This is a genomic window from Acinetobacter sp. ANC 5378 (assembly GCF_013004315.1).
Classification (GTDB): domain Bacteria; phylum Pseudomonadota; class Gammaproteobacteria; order Pseudomonadales; family Moraxellaceae; genus Acinetobacter.
The window spans coordinates 61,425-77,480 of record NZ_JABERK010000013.1 but is presented as its reverse complement, the minus strand read 5'-3'; the positions used below and the strand labels follow the sequence as shown (position 1 = coordinate 77,480).

At 41.5% G+C, this 16,056-nt stretch carries 15 protein-coding genes; 3 read left to right on the top strand and 12 right to left on the bottom strand.

Translation table 11 applies throughout. The features are described from left to right. Positions 1-120: 120 nt before the first annotated feature. The 6 genes from HLH16_RS15725 to HLH16_RS05040 form a co-directional block, all read right to left on the bottom strand. Positions 121-321 (bottom strand): hypothetical protein, encoded by a 201-nt coding sequence (locus tag HLH16_RS15725; protein WP_250850231.1) that lies wholly within the window; start codon positions 319-321, stop codon positions 121-123. A gap of 187 nt (positions 322-508) precedes the next feature. Continuing rightward, positions 509-970 carry a hypothetical protein gene (locus HLH16_RS15720; protein WP_250850230.1) on the bottom strand — a complete coding sequence of 154 codons (462 nt, stop codon included), beginning with the start codon at positions 968-970 and terminating at the stop codon, positions 509-511. An 83-nt stretch (positions 971-1,053) separates the two neighbouring features. After that, the gene (gene gyrA, locus HLH16_RS05055) at positions 1,054-4,062 is read right to left on the bottom strand and encodes a DNA gyrase subunit A (RefSeq protein ID WP_171528500.1); all 3,009 of its coding nucleotides are present in this window, start codon (positions 4,060-4,062) and stop codon (positions 1,054-1,056) included. Positions 4,063-4,638: 576 nt separating this feature from the next. Continuing rightward, positions 4,639-5,571 carry an FAD-binding protein gene (locus tag HLH16_RS05050; protein WP_171528499.1) on the bottom strand — a complete coding sequence of 311 codons (933 nt, stop codon included), beginning with the start codon at positions 5,569-5,571 and terminating at the stop codon, positions 4,639-4,641. Between the two features lie 17 nt (positions 5,572-5,588). Then, on the bottom strand, positions 5,589-6,338 hold the full coding sequence (locus HLH16_RS05045) for an electron transfer flavoprotein subunit beta/FixA family protein (protein ID WP_131289822.1): 750 nt from the start codon (positions 6,336-6,338) through the stop codon (positions 5,589-5,591). A 499-nt stretch (positions 6,339-6,837) separates the two neighbouring features. Then, positions 6,838-7,443, bottom strand: a complete 606-nt coding sequence (locus tag HLH16_RS05040) for a LysE family translocator (RefSeq protein ID WP_171528498.1) — start codon at positions 7,441-7,443, stop codon at positions 6,838-6,840. A 114-nt stretch (positions 7,444-7,557) separates the two neighbouring features. On the opposite strand from HLH16_RS05040, the gene HLH16_RS05035 reads away from it, so the two are divergent. Next, positions 7,558-8,052: an Lrp/AsnC family transcriptional regulator gene (locus HLH16_RS05035; RefSeq protein WP_171528497.1), complete on the top strand. Its 495-nt coding sequence runs from the start codon at positions 7,558-7,560 to the stop codon at positions 8,050-8,052. A gap of 9 nt (positions 8,053-8,061) precedes the next feature. Then, the gene (locus HLH16_RS05030; protein ID WP_250850229.1) at positions 8,062-8,622 is read left to right on the top strand and encodes a GNAT family N-acetyltransferase; all 561 of its coding nucleotides are present in this window, start codon (positions 8,062-8,064) and stop codon (positions 8,620-8,622) included. On the opposite strand, the gene HLH16_RS05025 is transcribed toward HLH16_RS05030, so the two are convergent. The 6 genes from HLH16_RS05025 to HLH16_RS05000 form a co-directional block, all read right to left on the bottom strand. Then, positions 8,619-8,990 (bottom strand): hypothetical protein, encoded by a 372-nt coding sequence (locus HLH16_RS05025; RefSeq protein ID WP_171528505.1) that lies wholly within the window; start codon positions 8,988-8,990, stop codon positions 8,619-8,621. The two genes, HLH16_RS05030 and HLH16_RS05025, sit on opposite strands and share 4 nt — an antisense overlap. Before the next feature lie 275 nt (positions 8,991-9,265). After that, positions 9,266-10,162 (bottom strand): site-specific tyrosine recombinase/integron integrase, encoded by an 897-nt coding sequence (gene xerA, locus HLH16_RS05020; protein ID WP_171528504.1) that lies wholly within the window; start codon positions 10,160-10,162, stop codon positions 9,266-9,268. Between the two features lie 252 nt (positions 10,163-10,414). Then, positions 10,415-11,260, bottom strand: a complete 846-nt coding sequence (gene dapF, locus HLH16_RS05015; protein ID WP_131289830.1) for a diaminopimelate epimerase — start codon at positions 11,258-11,260, stop codon at positions 10,415-10,417. 13 nt (positions 11,261-11,273) lie between these two features. Then, positions 11,274-12,518: a diaminopimelate decarboxylase gene (gene lysA, locus HLH16_RS05010; RefSeq protein ID WP_171528495.1), complete on the bottom strand. Its 1,245-nt coding sequence runs from the start codon at positions 12,516-12,518 to the stop codon at positions 11,274-11,276. A 38-nt stretch (positions 12,519-12,556) separates the two neighbouring features. Next, positions 12,557-12,784, bottom strand: coding sequence for an LPS translocon maturation chaperone LptM (gene lptM, locus HLH16_RS05005; protein WP_171528494.1), 228 nt, complete (start codon positions 12,782-12,784; stop codon positions 12,557-12,559). 132 nt (positions 12,785-12,916) lie between these two features. Next, positions 12,917-14,320, bottom strand: a complete 1,404-nt coding sequence (locus HLH16_RS05000; protein ID WP_171528493.1) for an amino acid permease — start codon at positions 14,318-14,320, stop codon at positions 12,917-12,919. A gap of 284 nt (positions 14,321-14,604) precedes the next feature. Here HLH16_RS05000 and radA point away from each other — a divergent pair, with 284 nt between their 5' ends. Next, complete coding sequence (radA, locus tag HLH16_RS04995; RefSeq protein WP_171528492.1) at positions 14,605-15,996, top strand: DNA repair protein RadA; 1,392 nt, start codon at positions 14,605-14,607, stop codon at positions 15,994-15,996. Positions 15,997-16,056: the final 60 nt, after the last annotated feature.

Below are 16,056 nucleotides of genomic sequence, written 5' to 3'. Positions count from 1 at the left end.
GTGACAAAACCTGAATCCTGGTCGTTAAAGTGTTTGTTTGCACTCATATTTTAACTGTTCGGACTCAGGTTTTTTTATTTAAATCAAACTATGGGACAGCAGTGGCTTCGGCTTCCTTTTTTATGTCTTAAGTTTATTTGCCAAGTCATTAATAACTGCTTGTACAACCAACCAAGAAATATTTGTTGTATCTTCATCTGGCTTAAATCTATACATCATTTGCTCATAGGGATGAATTAGATTTCGAAAGTCTCGTAAAGAATGTGAATATTTTTTAACATCAATTCCTATCCAATCAAGCTGATGGGCTACATCTATCATTTCTGCTAACTTCCCATTCAGCAAAATTTTTTATTTTGTCATTCTTATCCTTTGGAGCATTCTTAGCTTGATTACCTTCTTTCATATTTTTTTGAAAAACACCCAAGAGTACTCCCTCAAGAATACTACCCATTAAAATTATAGATGCTAAATATGCCTTTGACTCTATACATTTTTGAGTTTCATTTCATCTATTTTGAAGAATTTCGCCTACACCTACGTCCAAACCCAGTGCAAGAAAATCAGGTGCAGGTAATGGTTTTAGTTCTCTTTCCTTTTCTAATTTGCTTTCATTAAAATCTCTTTGAATCTTTCTAAACTTAGGAGAAATTTCATCTAAATAGATTTCAAACCCTTCCACATACAAAATTGAATTAAGAACATTCAGGGCTTTATAAATTTTAACTTTGTCCCCGCCATACTCTTTAGGAGATACTAACCTTCTTAAAACATCTGCTAATTGATTTTTATCTAAACTATTTAATTTTTCAAATACCCATTTAGCACGTGTTGAACCATCATGATTAAATGGCAATCCAACTCGATAAAAGAAGCTAGTTAGTTGAGAACTCGACCTACGTTGAGGATAAATTTCTTCATCTGTTCCACAAATAAACTCTGCTATTTGTTCCAATGTCTTTTGATCCATATCCCCACCATTTTAATATTTATTAGATTATCTTCTTTTATAAAAAAAGAGCGCCTAAGCGCCCTTCTTTTTGATATCAAAACTTAGTCTTCAGAATCTCTTAAATCAGATTCATTTTCAGATTCATCAGCAATGGTTTCATCATCAACCAAAATTTCAGAATCAATCAAAGCTTCAGCGGCAATCACTTCTTCGCCTTCAACTGCTTCAACAAACTCTTCTTCTTCAACGGCTTCTACAGAAACAACCCCAACCAAGACTTCTTCATTACCCAAACGGATTAGACGAACACCTTGCGCATTACGACCTGTAGTTGCAACTTCTGAAGCACGGGTACGAACTAGCGTACCGCCATCAGAAATCAACATCAGTTCTTTGCTTTCATCAATGGATACCGCACCGACCAACTCACCGTTACGTTCAGATGTTTTAATTGCAATCACACCTTTACCGCCACGTTTCTTGGTTGGGAAGTCGCCCACTGGAGTACGTTTACCATAACCGTTGGCACATGCACAAAGCACTTCACCCGTTTCTGGTACAACCACCAACGAAACGATACGGCTGATTAATGCCGAATCTGAACCATCTTCGTCATCAGACTCGATATCAGTTTCGTCATTTTCTTCAAGCTGCGCAGCTGCACCAATGGTCACACGCATACCGCGTACACCTTTAGCAGAACGACCCATTGAACGAACGTCAGTTTCTGCGAAACGAATCGCCTTGCCTTCATTCGAGAACAACATGATTTGCTGTTCGCCATCGGTAATCGCAACGCCAATCAAGGTGTCATCGCCATTGAGTTCAATTGCACGTAAACCATTTGAACGAACATTACTAAACTGTTCAAGTTCTACACGTTTGATCGTACCGTACTCAGTCGCCATAAACACATAGAAGTTTTTACGAACCGCTTCGGCTTGCTGTGCAAAGTCAACAATGATTTCATCGTCTAGATCAGTCGCTGAAAGCTCAACACCCAATTGCTTCAATTGAACGCGTAATGCATCAGACAAGTCATCCGCACCATCTTCAAGTTCAGCAAGCGCCGCTTCTAACTCAGCATAATGTGAATTGATGATTTCATTTTCTTGCAGTTTCGCAGCATTGGTCTTAACGAATGCCTTGAAGTCGACCAGACGATCTTTAAATTTCTTCGGTGCATCAATCACCGGAAGAATCGCTGTAATCGTCTCATTGGCATCTAGCGGCAACAAGTTCACCATTGGGCGACCTTTTGCACCACGAGATGCTTGTGGCACTTCGTATACTTTCAGACGATAGACTTTACCGACATTAGTAAAGCATAAAACTGTCGCATGGTTCGATGTCACAATCAGATGCTGAATGTAATCATCAGTTTTCATTGATGTTGCAGACTTACCACGACCACCACGACGCTGAGCGGCATAGTCAGACAATGGTTGAGTTTTCGCATAACCTGTTTTAGAAACGGTCAGTACCATTTGCTCTTCAGGAATTAAATCTTCACGAGAGAAATCGATACGTGATTCAACAATGGCCGTTTTACGCGCATCGCCATATTGCTGAAGAATCAATGCAAGCTCTTCACGAATGACATTCATCAACAAATTGAAATCGTTAAGAATTGCAGTAAGTTCAGCAATTTGCGCTAGAATTTCAGAATATTCCGCATGTAACTTGTCTTGTTCAAGACCGGTTAAACGGTGTAAACGAAGTTCCATGATCGCATTAACTTGTGTTGGTGACAGACGGTAAATATTACCTTCCAGACCAAATGGTTTCGCTGGATCTTCGCCTTCAATTTCGTCAGGTCGTACCGATACTGAACCTGCTTTTTCAAGCAATGCAACAACACCACCACCCGCCCATTCACCTGCTTGTAAACGCTCACGCGCTTCAGCCGGATTGGCAGAAGTTTTGATGGTTTCGATAATGGCATCAATATTTGCCAGAGCAACCGTCAAACCTTCCAAGATATGACCACGTTCACGTGCTTTACGTAACTCGTACATGGTACGACGTGTCACCACTTCTTGACGGTGACGAATAAACGCCGCAATGATGTCTTTCAAATTCATCAACTTCGGCTGGCCGTTGTCGAGGCAGACCATGTTGATGCTGAAAGAATTTTCAAGTTGCGTGTTCTGGAACAGGTTATTCACAATCACTTCAGCGTTTTCGCCACGCTTCAAGTCAATTGCAATACGCATCCCGTCTTTATCAGACTCGTCACGAAGTTCTGAGATCCCTTCAAGTTTTTTCTCTTTTACCAGTTCAGCAATACGTTCAATCGTTTTTGCTTTATTGACTTGGTAAGGAATTTCAGTGAATACGATAGTAATACGACCGTTTTTCGGATCTTCTTCGAAGTGATATTTACCACGAATATGCAAACGGCCTTTACCGGTACGGTAAGCATCCACAATTCCCGATTTACCGTAAATAATACCGCCTGTAGGGAAATCTGGACCAGAAATATGCTGCATCAAACCTTCGATGCTGATATTTGGATCATTGGCATAGGCAAGGCAGGCATTCACAACTTCAGTCATGTTGTGTGGCGCCATATTGGTCGCCATACCCACTGCAATACCGGTTACACCGTTAATCAGTAAGTTAGGAACACGGGTTGGCATGACCTGAGGAATACGCTCAGAGCCATCGTAGTTGTCTTCCCATTCGACTGTATCTTTTTCCAAGTCAGCCAAAAGTTCATGCGTGAGCTTACGCATACGAACTTCGGTATAACGCATTGCCGCAGCACTATCGCCATCTACAGAACCAAAGTTACCCTGACCATCGACCAATTGATAACGCAAGCTAAATTCTTGTGCCATACGTACAATGGTTTCGTAAACAGCTGAGTCACCATGCGGGTGATATTTACCGATTACGTCACCCACCACACGGGCAGACTTTTTATACGCTTTGTTGTAGTCATTGCCTAACTCGTGCATTGCGAAAAGCACACGACGATGAACTGGTTTTAAGCCATCTCTCACGTCTGGTAATGCACGAGAAACAATAACACTCATGGCATAGTCGAGATATGAGCTTTTGAGTTCATCCTCAATGGCAATCGGTCGGATTTCCGATAGGCTCATGCATACTCCTTATTACAAACAGTATTTGGAACTGCTCGTTTTATATAATCAATCTAGCAAAAAATTAACCCAAAATAAGCTGAGTTAAAGTCTAAATACAGCCGTAAATTATAGCATAAATTCTCTCGTTTTTGTCTCTTATAAGCCTTCTTAATCTTGTTAATTTTCTTCAATTTATCGTTTATTTTTTAATCTGTTTTAATTGTCGGCATTTTATGTGAATTAGTTCGTTTTTTCACTGACTTTAATTCAAATTTACACAACCAGGTACCTCAGAATCTTGCACAATTGAGCTGCTAATTTTGCGCTTTCATCTACATACAAAATCAATGACGAGTCACCTATCCGGAAACCCATCTGAACCCGATTGAAATGATACGTTTTAGATCTCTCTGAAAAGCCATAGAGCTCGCTCAAGCATTCAAATGAGCTTGTTGTTAATTCCATCCTGAAATGGCTTAATCAGCCCTGATTTCTTTGAGAAATTTTCAACAATAAAAAACGCCCCTGAGCAAAGCAGGAAAGCATTGCTTTCACTGCCTGCGCAAGAGCGTCTTTCTGAACTGGATTCAGGAATTAGATTTTAGAAACCAATTCAGGAATAACCGTGTTCAAGTCACCGACTAACCAGTAGTCAGCTACTGCATTAATTGGCGCTTCTTCATCTTTATTGATCGCAACGATCACTTTAGAATCTTTCATTCCCGCCAAATGCTGAATCGCACCAGAAATACCGACAGCGATGTACAGGTCAGGTGCAACGATTTTACCTGTTTGACCCACTTGCATGTCGTTTGGTACGAAGCCAGCGTCAACTGCAGCACGTGAAGCACCTTGAGCAGCGCCAAGCTTGTCAGCCAATGGATCAAGTACAGTGTGATAGTTTTCACCCGAACCCACACCACGACCACCAGAAACCACAATACGTGCCGCGGTGAGTTCAGGACGTTCAGATTTAACAATCTCTTCAGAAATAAACTTAGAGATACCAGCATCTTGAACATCAGCAACAGCTTCAACTGCTGCAGAACCGCCCGTAGTCGCTACAGGATCAAATGCAGTACCACGAACCGTTGCAACAACGATAGATTCAGCAGATTCTACAGTTGCAATCGCGTTACCTGCATAGATTGGACGTTTGAAAGTTTTAGGGCTTTCAACAGCAATGATGTCAGTGATCATGCTAACGTCTAAAAGTGCAGCAGCACGTGGCAGTACGTTTTTGCCTGTCGTTGTAGAAGCAGCAAGAATATGTGAATAACCTTTGCCTAACTCGGCAACTAATTTTGCAACGTTTTCAGCCAATTGGTGTGCATAAGCCGCGTTGTCTGCAAGCAATACCTTGCTTACACCCGCAACTTGAGCCGCTTGGTCAGCAACTGCCTGAGCGCCAGAACCAGCAACCAATACAGTGATATCACCACCGATTTTTTGAGCTGCAGCAACAACGTTTAAAGTAGCAGCGTTTAGTGCTTTATTGTCGTGCTCAGCGATAACTAAAATACTCATGATTTTATCCTTCTGTATTAGATCACTTTCGCTTCGTTTTTAAGTTTTTCAACAAGCTCGTCAACAGATTTCACTTGTACGCCAGCTTTACGCTCTGCTGGTGGTTCAACTTTAACTGTTTTAAGTTTAGTCGTCGCTGAAACGCCATAATCTGCAGGAGACTTCATATCCAGCGGTTTTTTACGCGCTTTCATGATGTTTGGAAGAGCAGCATAACGTGGCTCGTTCAAACGCAAGTCAGTAGTGATAATTGCAGGAAGGTTCAATTCAACAGTTTGTAAACCACCATCAACTTCACGAGTGACTTGAACTTTGTCGCCAGCAACATTCACAACAGAAGCAAATGTACCTTGACCAGCACCCAATAAAGCAGCAAGCATCTGACCGACCTGATTCGAGTCGTCATCAATGGCTTGTTTACCAAGAAGGATCAATTCTGGTTTTTCTTGTTCTACAATACCTTTCAAGATTTTAGCCACTTCAAGTGCACCAATCTCATCAGCAGTTTCTACTAAGATACCGCGGTCAGCACCCAGCGCCATAGCAGAACGGATTTGTTCTTGCGCTTCTTTAGGACCGATAGAAACCACAACGATTTCTGAAACTGTTCCTTTTTCTTTTAGACGAACCGCTTCTTCCACTGCGATTTCACAGAATGGGTTGATCGACATTTTAACGTTAGTAAGGTCTACCCCACTATTGTCCGGTTTAACGCGAACTTTAACGTTGGCATCAACCACACGTTTTACAGCAACAAGAGCCTTCATGTAATCCTCGGCTGTTTTAGCAAAAGTAAATGTTGAGAAAAGTTAGAATAACTCTTCACTTAAAAATTTTTAGGTGCCCTATCTTGCAATGTGTATGGCATTTCGGTCAAGTCACAATTATCGAAAGAGCTGTAAAAATGCGTAAATTACTTGAACTAGGCGTTCATATTTTTTTGAAGTGTTTTTATTAAGATGAATTCGCTCAATATTTATTTATTTTTAAACATTGATTTTTATTATTTTTTTATCTAATTAACTTCATCAAAAGTTCTGATTTAACCCCTGTTTTCGATTATTTTTTAGCTCAAACAGCTTAGCCTTCTTGCACGAACGACAAAGTTGCGAACTGTCATTTAAGACAGATAAGAGGTTTTTCCCTGCTCTAACTGTAGCAAAAATGATCATTTTTTTAGAATAAACTTGTAATAAATTACTTTTAATTTGCAAATCTAGTTCTACTTAAAAAGCATGCCATCATGACATGCTTTTTATAGGCGTATTAATGAATGATGAGCCAGGTTGCAGCAAGCATTAACAAACCGCCAGAACCGCCATCAATCCATTTTTGTTTACGTTGATCGATCTGGGTTTTTTGGGTGATTTTGGCAAAAATCAAACTCAAACTGCAGTACACCACAAAGATCAATCCGATAAAAATAAACGACAAGATCAGACCTTGCGTCACAGTGTCTCCGGCTTTATTGATAAATTGCGGTAAAATTGCAAAGTAAATCAACATGCCTTTTGGGTTCAGCAAAGCTGTAAAAAAGCCTTTTTGAATCGGTGTCGATGTGCTTTTGTTTTCAATTGCCAATTTTTTATTGCTAAAAACCGACTTGATTAAACTAAAAGCCAAAAATAACAGGTAAGCAATCCCGAGCCAGCGAATGGTTTCAAATAATACCGGGAAGGAAACAATAATGGCTGCAATGCCTAAAGCCACCAAAACAGAATGCACTAAATATCCCAGACAAACACCGACCGTTGCCATCATGCCTGCTTTTGCATCTTTCCCCATCACTTGTGACAGGATAAACAACATATCTGGTCCAGGTGTAAAAATAAGCGGGATAACCGTTAAGGCGAAGAGTACAAATACAGACATTTCCTTTTCTCTTTCCATGTCTTGAAAGTGGAAATTAGTATCGAATAAATACCACAAAATAGGGTTTCAAATTATTCTATAATTATGATTATTTTTCGAATTATATTCTAATCTATGAAACTATCTTCTAAGTATATTTCAGTAAAGCTTGATCGCACCGATAAAAATATCATTCGTGCACTGCAAAATAATGGTCGCATGCAAAATAACGATCTGGCCCGTGAAATTGGGCTGTCACCATCTTCCTGTTTGCGTCGGGTGAAATTGCTCGAAGAAGCCGGTGTCATTCAGAACTACACCACTGTGGTTGACCCACAAAAAATTGGTTTACAACTCATTCTGTTTTCACGCATTTGGCTGGTCGGTCAGGATGCCGAAACGATCGACTGCTTTATTGAGGCGATGAAAGAACTGCCTCAAGTGATGGAGTGTTATATTATTTTAGGTGAATGTGATGCCATGCTAAAAGTGGTGGTACCCGACCTGGAAAGTTATCGTAAGTTTCAGTCCACGCATTTAACCAAGAAAAATGGCATTACCAGTGTCAAAACGGATTTACCCAGTCAGATTATTAAACAGAGTTTCCAACTTCCACTGGATGATCTTTAGGACAGCATGATGAGTATACAGCTTGAGACATCGCGTTTAATTTTAAGACCATGGAAAGAGTCTGATCTCAAGCCGTTTTATGCATTGAACGCTAACACTGAAGTGATGCGTTATTTTCCCCATTGTTTAACTCGGGAACAAAGTAATGCGCTAGCGCATAAGTTTCAAAGAATGATCGAAACTCAAGGCTGGGGTTTCTGGGCAGTCGAATTAAAACATGGTGGAGATTTTATTGGCTTCACAGGATTAAATACCCAGCCCAGTCAATTTACCTTTTCGCCCTGTACCGAAATCGCTTGGCGACTTGAACAGAAATATTGGGGCAATGGTTTTGCGACCGAAGCTGCAACTGCTTGTTTAAAATTTGCTTTTGATTCACTCAAGCTAAACCAAGTGGTTGCATTCACTGCAGTACAAAACACAAAATTCCAAGCCGTTATGCAACGTTTAGGCATGCAATTTAAAGACTACTTCAATCACCCTGCTTTAGATAACAGTAGTCCCTTGCAAAGACATGTACTTTATCAAATAGATGCTGCTCAATTTAGGAAGACTAAAACCACCCATTAAACATGATAATGTTGTAAAAAATCACGGTGAATATGGCTTAAATCAATCAGGTCATATTCCTGAAGATTAAATATTTCCCAAACTTCCAAAAAGTCTTGTTTTAAGTCAACATCCGCCGTAGCAATCGGTCGTTGCTGCCACTGCAAGTCTGAAATCCAGATATAGCCTTGTTGCGTCTCTGTATTGACTGCTTGTACCTTACCTTCAGCATTGATGCCTTGGACATGGGTATTTTCCGGTAAAGATGGCTCAATAGTGGGCAAACTTATTTCAACAAAATGCTTGACCTGACGCAGACCATAGCCTGCAAAAATCTCTTTTTGCTCAGTACTCAATCGGTCATATTTTTCTTGAATATCTGCCATCATTGTTTTCCCTATCATTTTTGACTTCCAAACTTTGTGTAACATCTAGTGAAACAACAAATTATTTCATTACCTAGCATTATTCATGCCACCTATTTCATGTTTATAGTTGATTTTTATACCTGATAAATTGGCTTTTTATTATTCTACAATAGTTTAAAATGCCAGTAATATTGCGCAATATTACCGCTAGATTTATTTAAGTTTCATTAATTTATGTTCTTTTACTGAAAAAATTCAGAATCATTTTGAGACAAAATTTAGATCTCTTTAGATATCTACTCCGATTTTTTCAATTGTGCCCGTGGATGCGCCTGATCATAGACCTGTGCCAAATGATCAAAATCAACGTGGGTATAGATTTGCGTTGTGGTTAAATTGCTATGCCCCAACATTTCTTGAACCGCGCGCAAATCTCCACTGTTCGACAACATATGACTGGCAAAACAATGACGCAATAAATGCGGATGCAAATCAACATTTACCCCTGCACGTTGCGCCTGTAATTTAACCCGATTTTCAATTTGTCGTGCTCCGAGCGGATTACCCTTTTGGGTAATAAACACATTCGCATCGGGAACAAAGTCACCATTCCATAACGGATAAACTTGCAGCCACAACATCACCGCATCTTTGGCTTTAGAACCAAAAGGCACCACACGCGTTTTATTGCCTTTACCGGTGATGCGTAACAACTGCCGATTAAAATCGATATCCTTAATGCGTAAGCCTTGTACTTCTGCCAGTCGCAGACCACTAGAATAAAGCAATTCCAAGATCGCTTTATCGCGTAACCACATTTGTTGTTCGACCGGTTTTTCAGGTTTAGGCTGATCTAAAATTTGATTAACGGTTTCAATATCCACCATCCCGGGAAGCGGTCTAGGCAGGCGCTTTAACTGAAAATCATCCGCTGGATTAAAAGCCAGATATTGCCCTTGCTCAGCCCATTTCATAAATTGACGAATGGAAGATAAAAGCCGTTGCAAACTGCTGGAACTCAATTGCTGCTGTTCAACTTTTTGTGCCAGATATTCACGCAGATCGGTCGATTCCACATCCGCTAAGTTGAGTTTTTTGATTTCACAAAAATTTAAAAAATCCGAGACATCACGTTCATAGGCCTGCAAAGTATGTTTGGACTGATTTTGAACTTCCCGTTCTTTTAACCACATCAGCAATAAATCAGCAGGAGAACGTATCTGCAGCTCTGGATCAATCACGTTTTTTCTCACTGTATTTAATGGGCGCTCTCAACGCGATATATTATTCATGTTTAACCAGATTAGATTCAATAATCAAGCACACCCTAGGATACGCCCTTTCTTTTCATTGTATCTATTTGATTTCAACTTGCACAATCCATGATTCCACAGATAAAAAAGCACCATCATGATGACAGTGCTTTTTCAGTCAAACCATGCTTTTTATTGCTGGTAAAAACTTAAATCGATACGGCCTTCATAGACATTTGCAGTTGGACCGGTCATCCAAACCACATCTCCTTCACGCCATTCGATTTGAAGTTTACCACCGGCAAGTTCAATTTCTACCGCATTTGCAAGTAGACCACGGCGCATACCTGAAACCGCAGCTGCACAAGCACCCGTGCCACATGCCAGCGTTTCGCCTACACCACGTTCAAACACACGTAAACGCGCATGATTTTCATCAATGATTTGCATAAAACCGGCATTGACGCGTTGTGGAAAACGCTCATGCGACTCAATTTGAGGCCCCATGCCAGCAACATCAGCCGTAAGCACATCCGGAACAATGGTCACCGCGTGCGGATTACCCATGTTCACCACATCAATGATAATACTTTCATCATTGGCTAAGGCTAAGCTGTATAGGTTTTCAGGCTCATCAGCAAGGAATGGAATCTGGTTCGGCAAGAATTTTGGATAGCCCATATTCACGCGAACCCAACCATTTTGACCCAGTTCTGGCTCAACAATACCGGCTTTGGTTTGCACTTTAATTTTGGTTTTTGTGGTCAATCGACGTTCATGCACAAAACGGGCAAAACAACGAACCCCATTGCCACATTGCTCAACTTCCGAACCATCGGCATTAAAGATACGATATTTAAAATCGACATTTGGAAGATCTGGCGGTTCAACAATTAATAATTGATCGAAACCAATCCCGAAATGACGGTCAGCCAAACGCTGAATGGTCATGGTATCCAGATAAGCGCGCTGGCTGATCAGATCAACCACCATAAAGTCATTGCCCAGACCATGCATTTTAGTAAATTCTAAAAACATCTTGCATTACTCCTTAAGGCAATAAGCGTTCTTTATCCCACAATGATTCAATGCTTTCACGCTCACGAATCAAGTGTGCCTGACCACCATCGACCATCACTTCAGCCGCACGACCACGGCTGTTGTAGTTCGAACTCATCACGAAACCGTATGCACCTGCACCCAATACGGCAAGTACATCATTTTCTTTCAGTGCAAGCTTGCGCTCTTTACCCAAGAAGTCACCCGTTTCACAGATTGCACCCACTACATCCCATTCTTTTGCTTCAACATCGCTACGCGGTGTCACTTCCTGAATATCCATCCAAGCTTCGTACAAAGCAGGACGAATCAGGTCATTCATAGCCGCATCAATAATGGCAAAGTTACGGTGATTGGTGGGTTTGAGTAAATCAACTTTAGTCAGTAACACACCGGCATTGGCGGAAATGCTGCGACCCGGTTCCATATACACTTTAAGACCTAATTTTTCTAAGGCAGGTTTTAGTGCATTGGCATATTCAACAACGGTTGGTGGAACTTCATCTTTATAGGTCACACCCAAACCACCACCGATGTCGATGTGTTTCAGATTGATCCCGAGTTCTTTCAATTTCTCGATCATCATGATCACGCGATCAAGCGCATCGACAAAAGGTTGAGTTTCGGTCAATTGCGAACCGATATGACAGTCAATACCGACTACGTCCAGATTCGGCAAAGACGCTGCATATTGATAAGTCTCAAATACGCTGTCCGATGGAATACCGAATTTATTTTCTTTTAAACCGGTCGAAATATAGGGATGGGTTTTGGCATCGACATCCGGGTTTACACGTAAAGAAATTGGAGCTTTTTTACCCAGTTCAGCTGCTACTTTTTGAATGCGATCCAGTTCGGCATAGGATTCAACATTGAAGCAGGAAATACCGACTTCCAAAGCCTTTTTAATATCCGCTTCTGATTTGCCTAAACCAGAGAACACAATTTTAGAAGCATCCCCGCCCGCTTTCAGTACACGTGCAAGCTCGCCGCCAGTGACAATATCAAAACCTGCACCCAGCTTCGCCAGTACATTCAATACCGCAATATTAGAGTTCGACTTTACCGCAAAACAAATTTGATGATCGATAAAGCTAAATGCACGATCCATATCGAGATAATGCTTTTCAAAAGTGGCTTTTGAATAAACATAAAGTGGCGTGCCAAATTGCTGCGCAAGTTGTTGCAACGAACATTGCTCTGCGTGCAGAACCCCATTAATGCGGGTAAAACTCATGAATGTATCCTTTCTATGAAAGCGTTAGCAGTTAAAAGCTAAGGGGTTGAAGGCTGATTAGAATCAGCAGGTGCTACCAGCGGTTTCTGTTCAGATGCTTCTTTCTGTTCAGACTGCTGTTTTGAATCGACATTGGGATATAACAAATATTTCGAACGCTTGTCGTAATTCTGATCACTCGGTAACTGCAAAGCTCCAGACTGACCACAACCGACCAAGGCAAAACCTGTTGCCAATAAACTGATGTAGCAAATGACGAGACGCATCTGACCACCTATCCTATGTTTTCGAAGAAGTATAACTCGATCACCGCCGTGACCAAAGTGCTAAACGCTAGAGATTATCGCTAGTTAAAAAAAAACGCCAGTTTCAGACTGGCGTTTTCACAAACAAAGGGCTTATTTATGTTTCGGTTTGTAGAAACCAAAGTAACCAATAATCAAAATAATGAACCAGATTGGACTCACCATCAGCGCTTTCATGGTATCTGCTTCCAAAGACAAAACGTAAATCATGCCAATAAAGAAGATGATAACCACCCAACAGGTAAACAATCCACCCGGTAATTTAAAGGTTGATTTCGCATGCAGTTCTGGACGAGTTTTATAGTAAACAATATAACTCCAGATAATCATCAACCAGACACAGATGAACAAGATGGTTGAAAGCGTGGTTGCCAAAGTAAAGGCTTCAACGGTATTGGGTACAAAGTACTGAAGTGCAGCACCCAGTAACAAACAGATCGCAGAGAAATATAAGGCATTCGCTGGAACCGCACGCTTATTTAAGTGTCCAAATGCTTTTGGACCTTGCTCTTCACGTGAAAGACCGAACAGCATACGGCTGGTCGAGAATACGCCACTGTTCATGGATGACATGACTGACGATAACACCACCAGATTCATGATAATCGCGGCTGCTGCAATACCGGCTTGGCTAAACAAGTTTACAAACGGGCTAATATTCGGATCGATTTTATTCCATGGCGTGACCGACATCACAATCACCAATGCCAATACGTAGAAAATGATGATACGAATCGGAATCGAGTTGACTGCCTTAGGCAAGTTGCGCTCTGGATCTTTGGTTTCAGCTGCAGTTGTCCCCACCAGCTCTACACCCACAAAGGCGAAGATCGCAATCTGGAAACCTGCCAGGAAGCCCGTTACCCCGGTAGGGAAAATACCGTCATGTGACCAAAGATGGGTAAATGAAGCCACTTCACCTGCGGTTGAAGAGAATCCAGTAAAGATCATCCACAAACCGACAGCAATCAGCACCACAATGGCAATAATCTTGATTAAGGCAAACCAGAACTCTAATTCACCGAATAACCTAACCGTAACCAGATTCAGCCCCATAATAAAGATGATGGCCGCAACACTGATCATTACCCCTTCTCCAGGCGAAAATGGTAACCCCCCGTTAAAGAATTGCAGGTAATAAATAATCGCGGATAAATCAGCAATACCAATCGTGATCCAGCACAGCCAATAGGTCCAGCCGACAAAATAGCCCGCCCAAGGACCAATTAAATCTGTCGCAAAATCAATAAAAGACTTGTATTGCAGGTTAGACAGTAACAATTCGCCAAGCGCACGCATGACCAAAAAAACCATAAAACCAATAATCATATAAATGATCAGAATTGAAGGTCCGGCCAGGCTGATGGTTTTACCCGACCCCATGAATAAACCTGTACCAATTGCCCCGCCAATCGCAATAAGTTGCAAATGCCGATTCGATAAACTTCGCTGAAGTTCACCCCCTGTAGCAGATGAACCATGGTTTTCATTTGACATTGTTATTTTCGTCTCTCAAATTTCGTGTGATAAAAGTAGCTCAAATTAAAAAAAATAAATAAAGTTTTTTGAGCGATTATTTAATATTTTTCAAGCCTATGTGTATCTCTGTTGCTTTTTCATTCAAATTCAGTCCCTTTTGTAGTGCGTTGTGCATTTCCCTTAAATTTAGCAGTTTACGTGCCAACATATAGATTGACGAGATTTTATGCAAAAAATTGTATTTCCATACAGCTATTGCTACATTTCTCATCAATCTTCTTATTTATATAGATAACACTCCAATGAGCAAAGTCAAAACTGTGTACCGTTGCGAACAATGTGGAACTGACCATCCTAAATGGGCGGGACAATGTACAGATTGCGGCGAATGGAATAGTCTGACCGAAGTTCGTCTTGAACCCGCAGTGAGTCACCGTGCACAACCTAAAATGGGCGGCGGATATGCAGGTCAAGTGGCCAATATCACCACCTTAAATAAAGTTTCCGTTTCACATGAATCACGCTTAGCGACGGGCATTAGTGAATTTGACCGTGTTCTAGGCGGTGGCTTGGTGACGGGTTCTGTGGTGCTGATTGGCGGTGATCCAGGGATTGGTAAATCCACGATTCTTTTACAAACCGCGACCCACATGGCATCTGCACAAAGCTCTGCGCTTTATGTCACCGGTGAGGAATCCCTTTCGCAAGTGGCATTGCGTGCCCACCGTTTGGAGTTACCGACAGACCATCTTCAAGTCATGGCGGAAACCTGTGTGGAACGCATTTGTGAAGTCTTGGCACAAGTACGTCCTGCTGTTGCCATTCTCGATTCGATTCAAACGCTGTATACCGAAACCTTGCAATCTGCACCCGGTGGTGTTTCCCAAATTCGTGAATCTGCTGCATTACTGACCCGTTTTGCTAAAAATAGTGGCACATCATTATTTCTTGTGGGGCATGTGACCAAAGAAGGTGCTTTAGCGGGTCCACGTGTTTTGGAACACATGGTCGATTGTGTTTTGTATTTTGAAGGTCAATCCGACTCACGTTATCGCATGATTCGTGCGGTGAAAAACCGTTTTGGTGCAGTCAATGAGTTGGGCGTGTTTGGCATGACCGACAAAGGCTTGCGTGAAGTTTCCAATCCGTCCGCTATTTTCTTAAGTCGTTATGACGAAGCCATCCCCGGTTCGATTGTGATGATTAGCCGTGAAGGCACACGTCCACTTCTGGTTGAAGTGCAAGCTTTAGTGGATGATGCACATGGTCAACCGCGTCGTGTGGCTTTAGGTTTGGAACAAAACCGACTGAATATGTTGCTTGCGGTGATGCATCGTCATGGTGGCGTACAAACTGCAGGACAAGATGTTTATGTCAATGTGGTCGGTGGTTTAAAAATTACCGAAACAGGTTCTGACCTTGCGGTTTTACTTGCCTGTGCTTCAAGCTTGCGTGGTAAAGCATTACCTCAACAACTAGCTGTGTTTGGCGAGGTGGGGCTATCAGGTGAAATTCGCCCTGTGCCGAATGGTCAGGAACGCTTAAAAGAAGCGGTTAAGCATGGTTTTAAATACATTATTCTGCCTAGAGGCAATGCGCCACAAAAACCGATTCCAAATGTGCAGATCATTTCCGTGGCACGGTTGCATGAAGCATTAAGCGAAGCCATGAGCTTAAGTGAAGAATTGGCTTAGACATATGAAACATTATGTAAAAAAAACACCAATTTGATATTGAAATTCGGTGCAAATGAC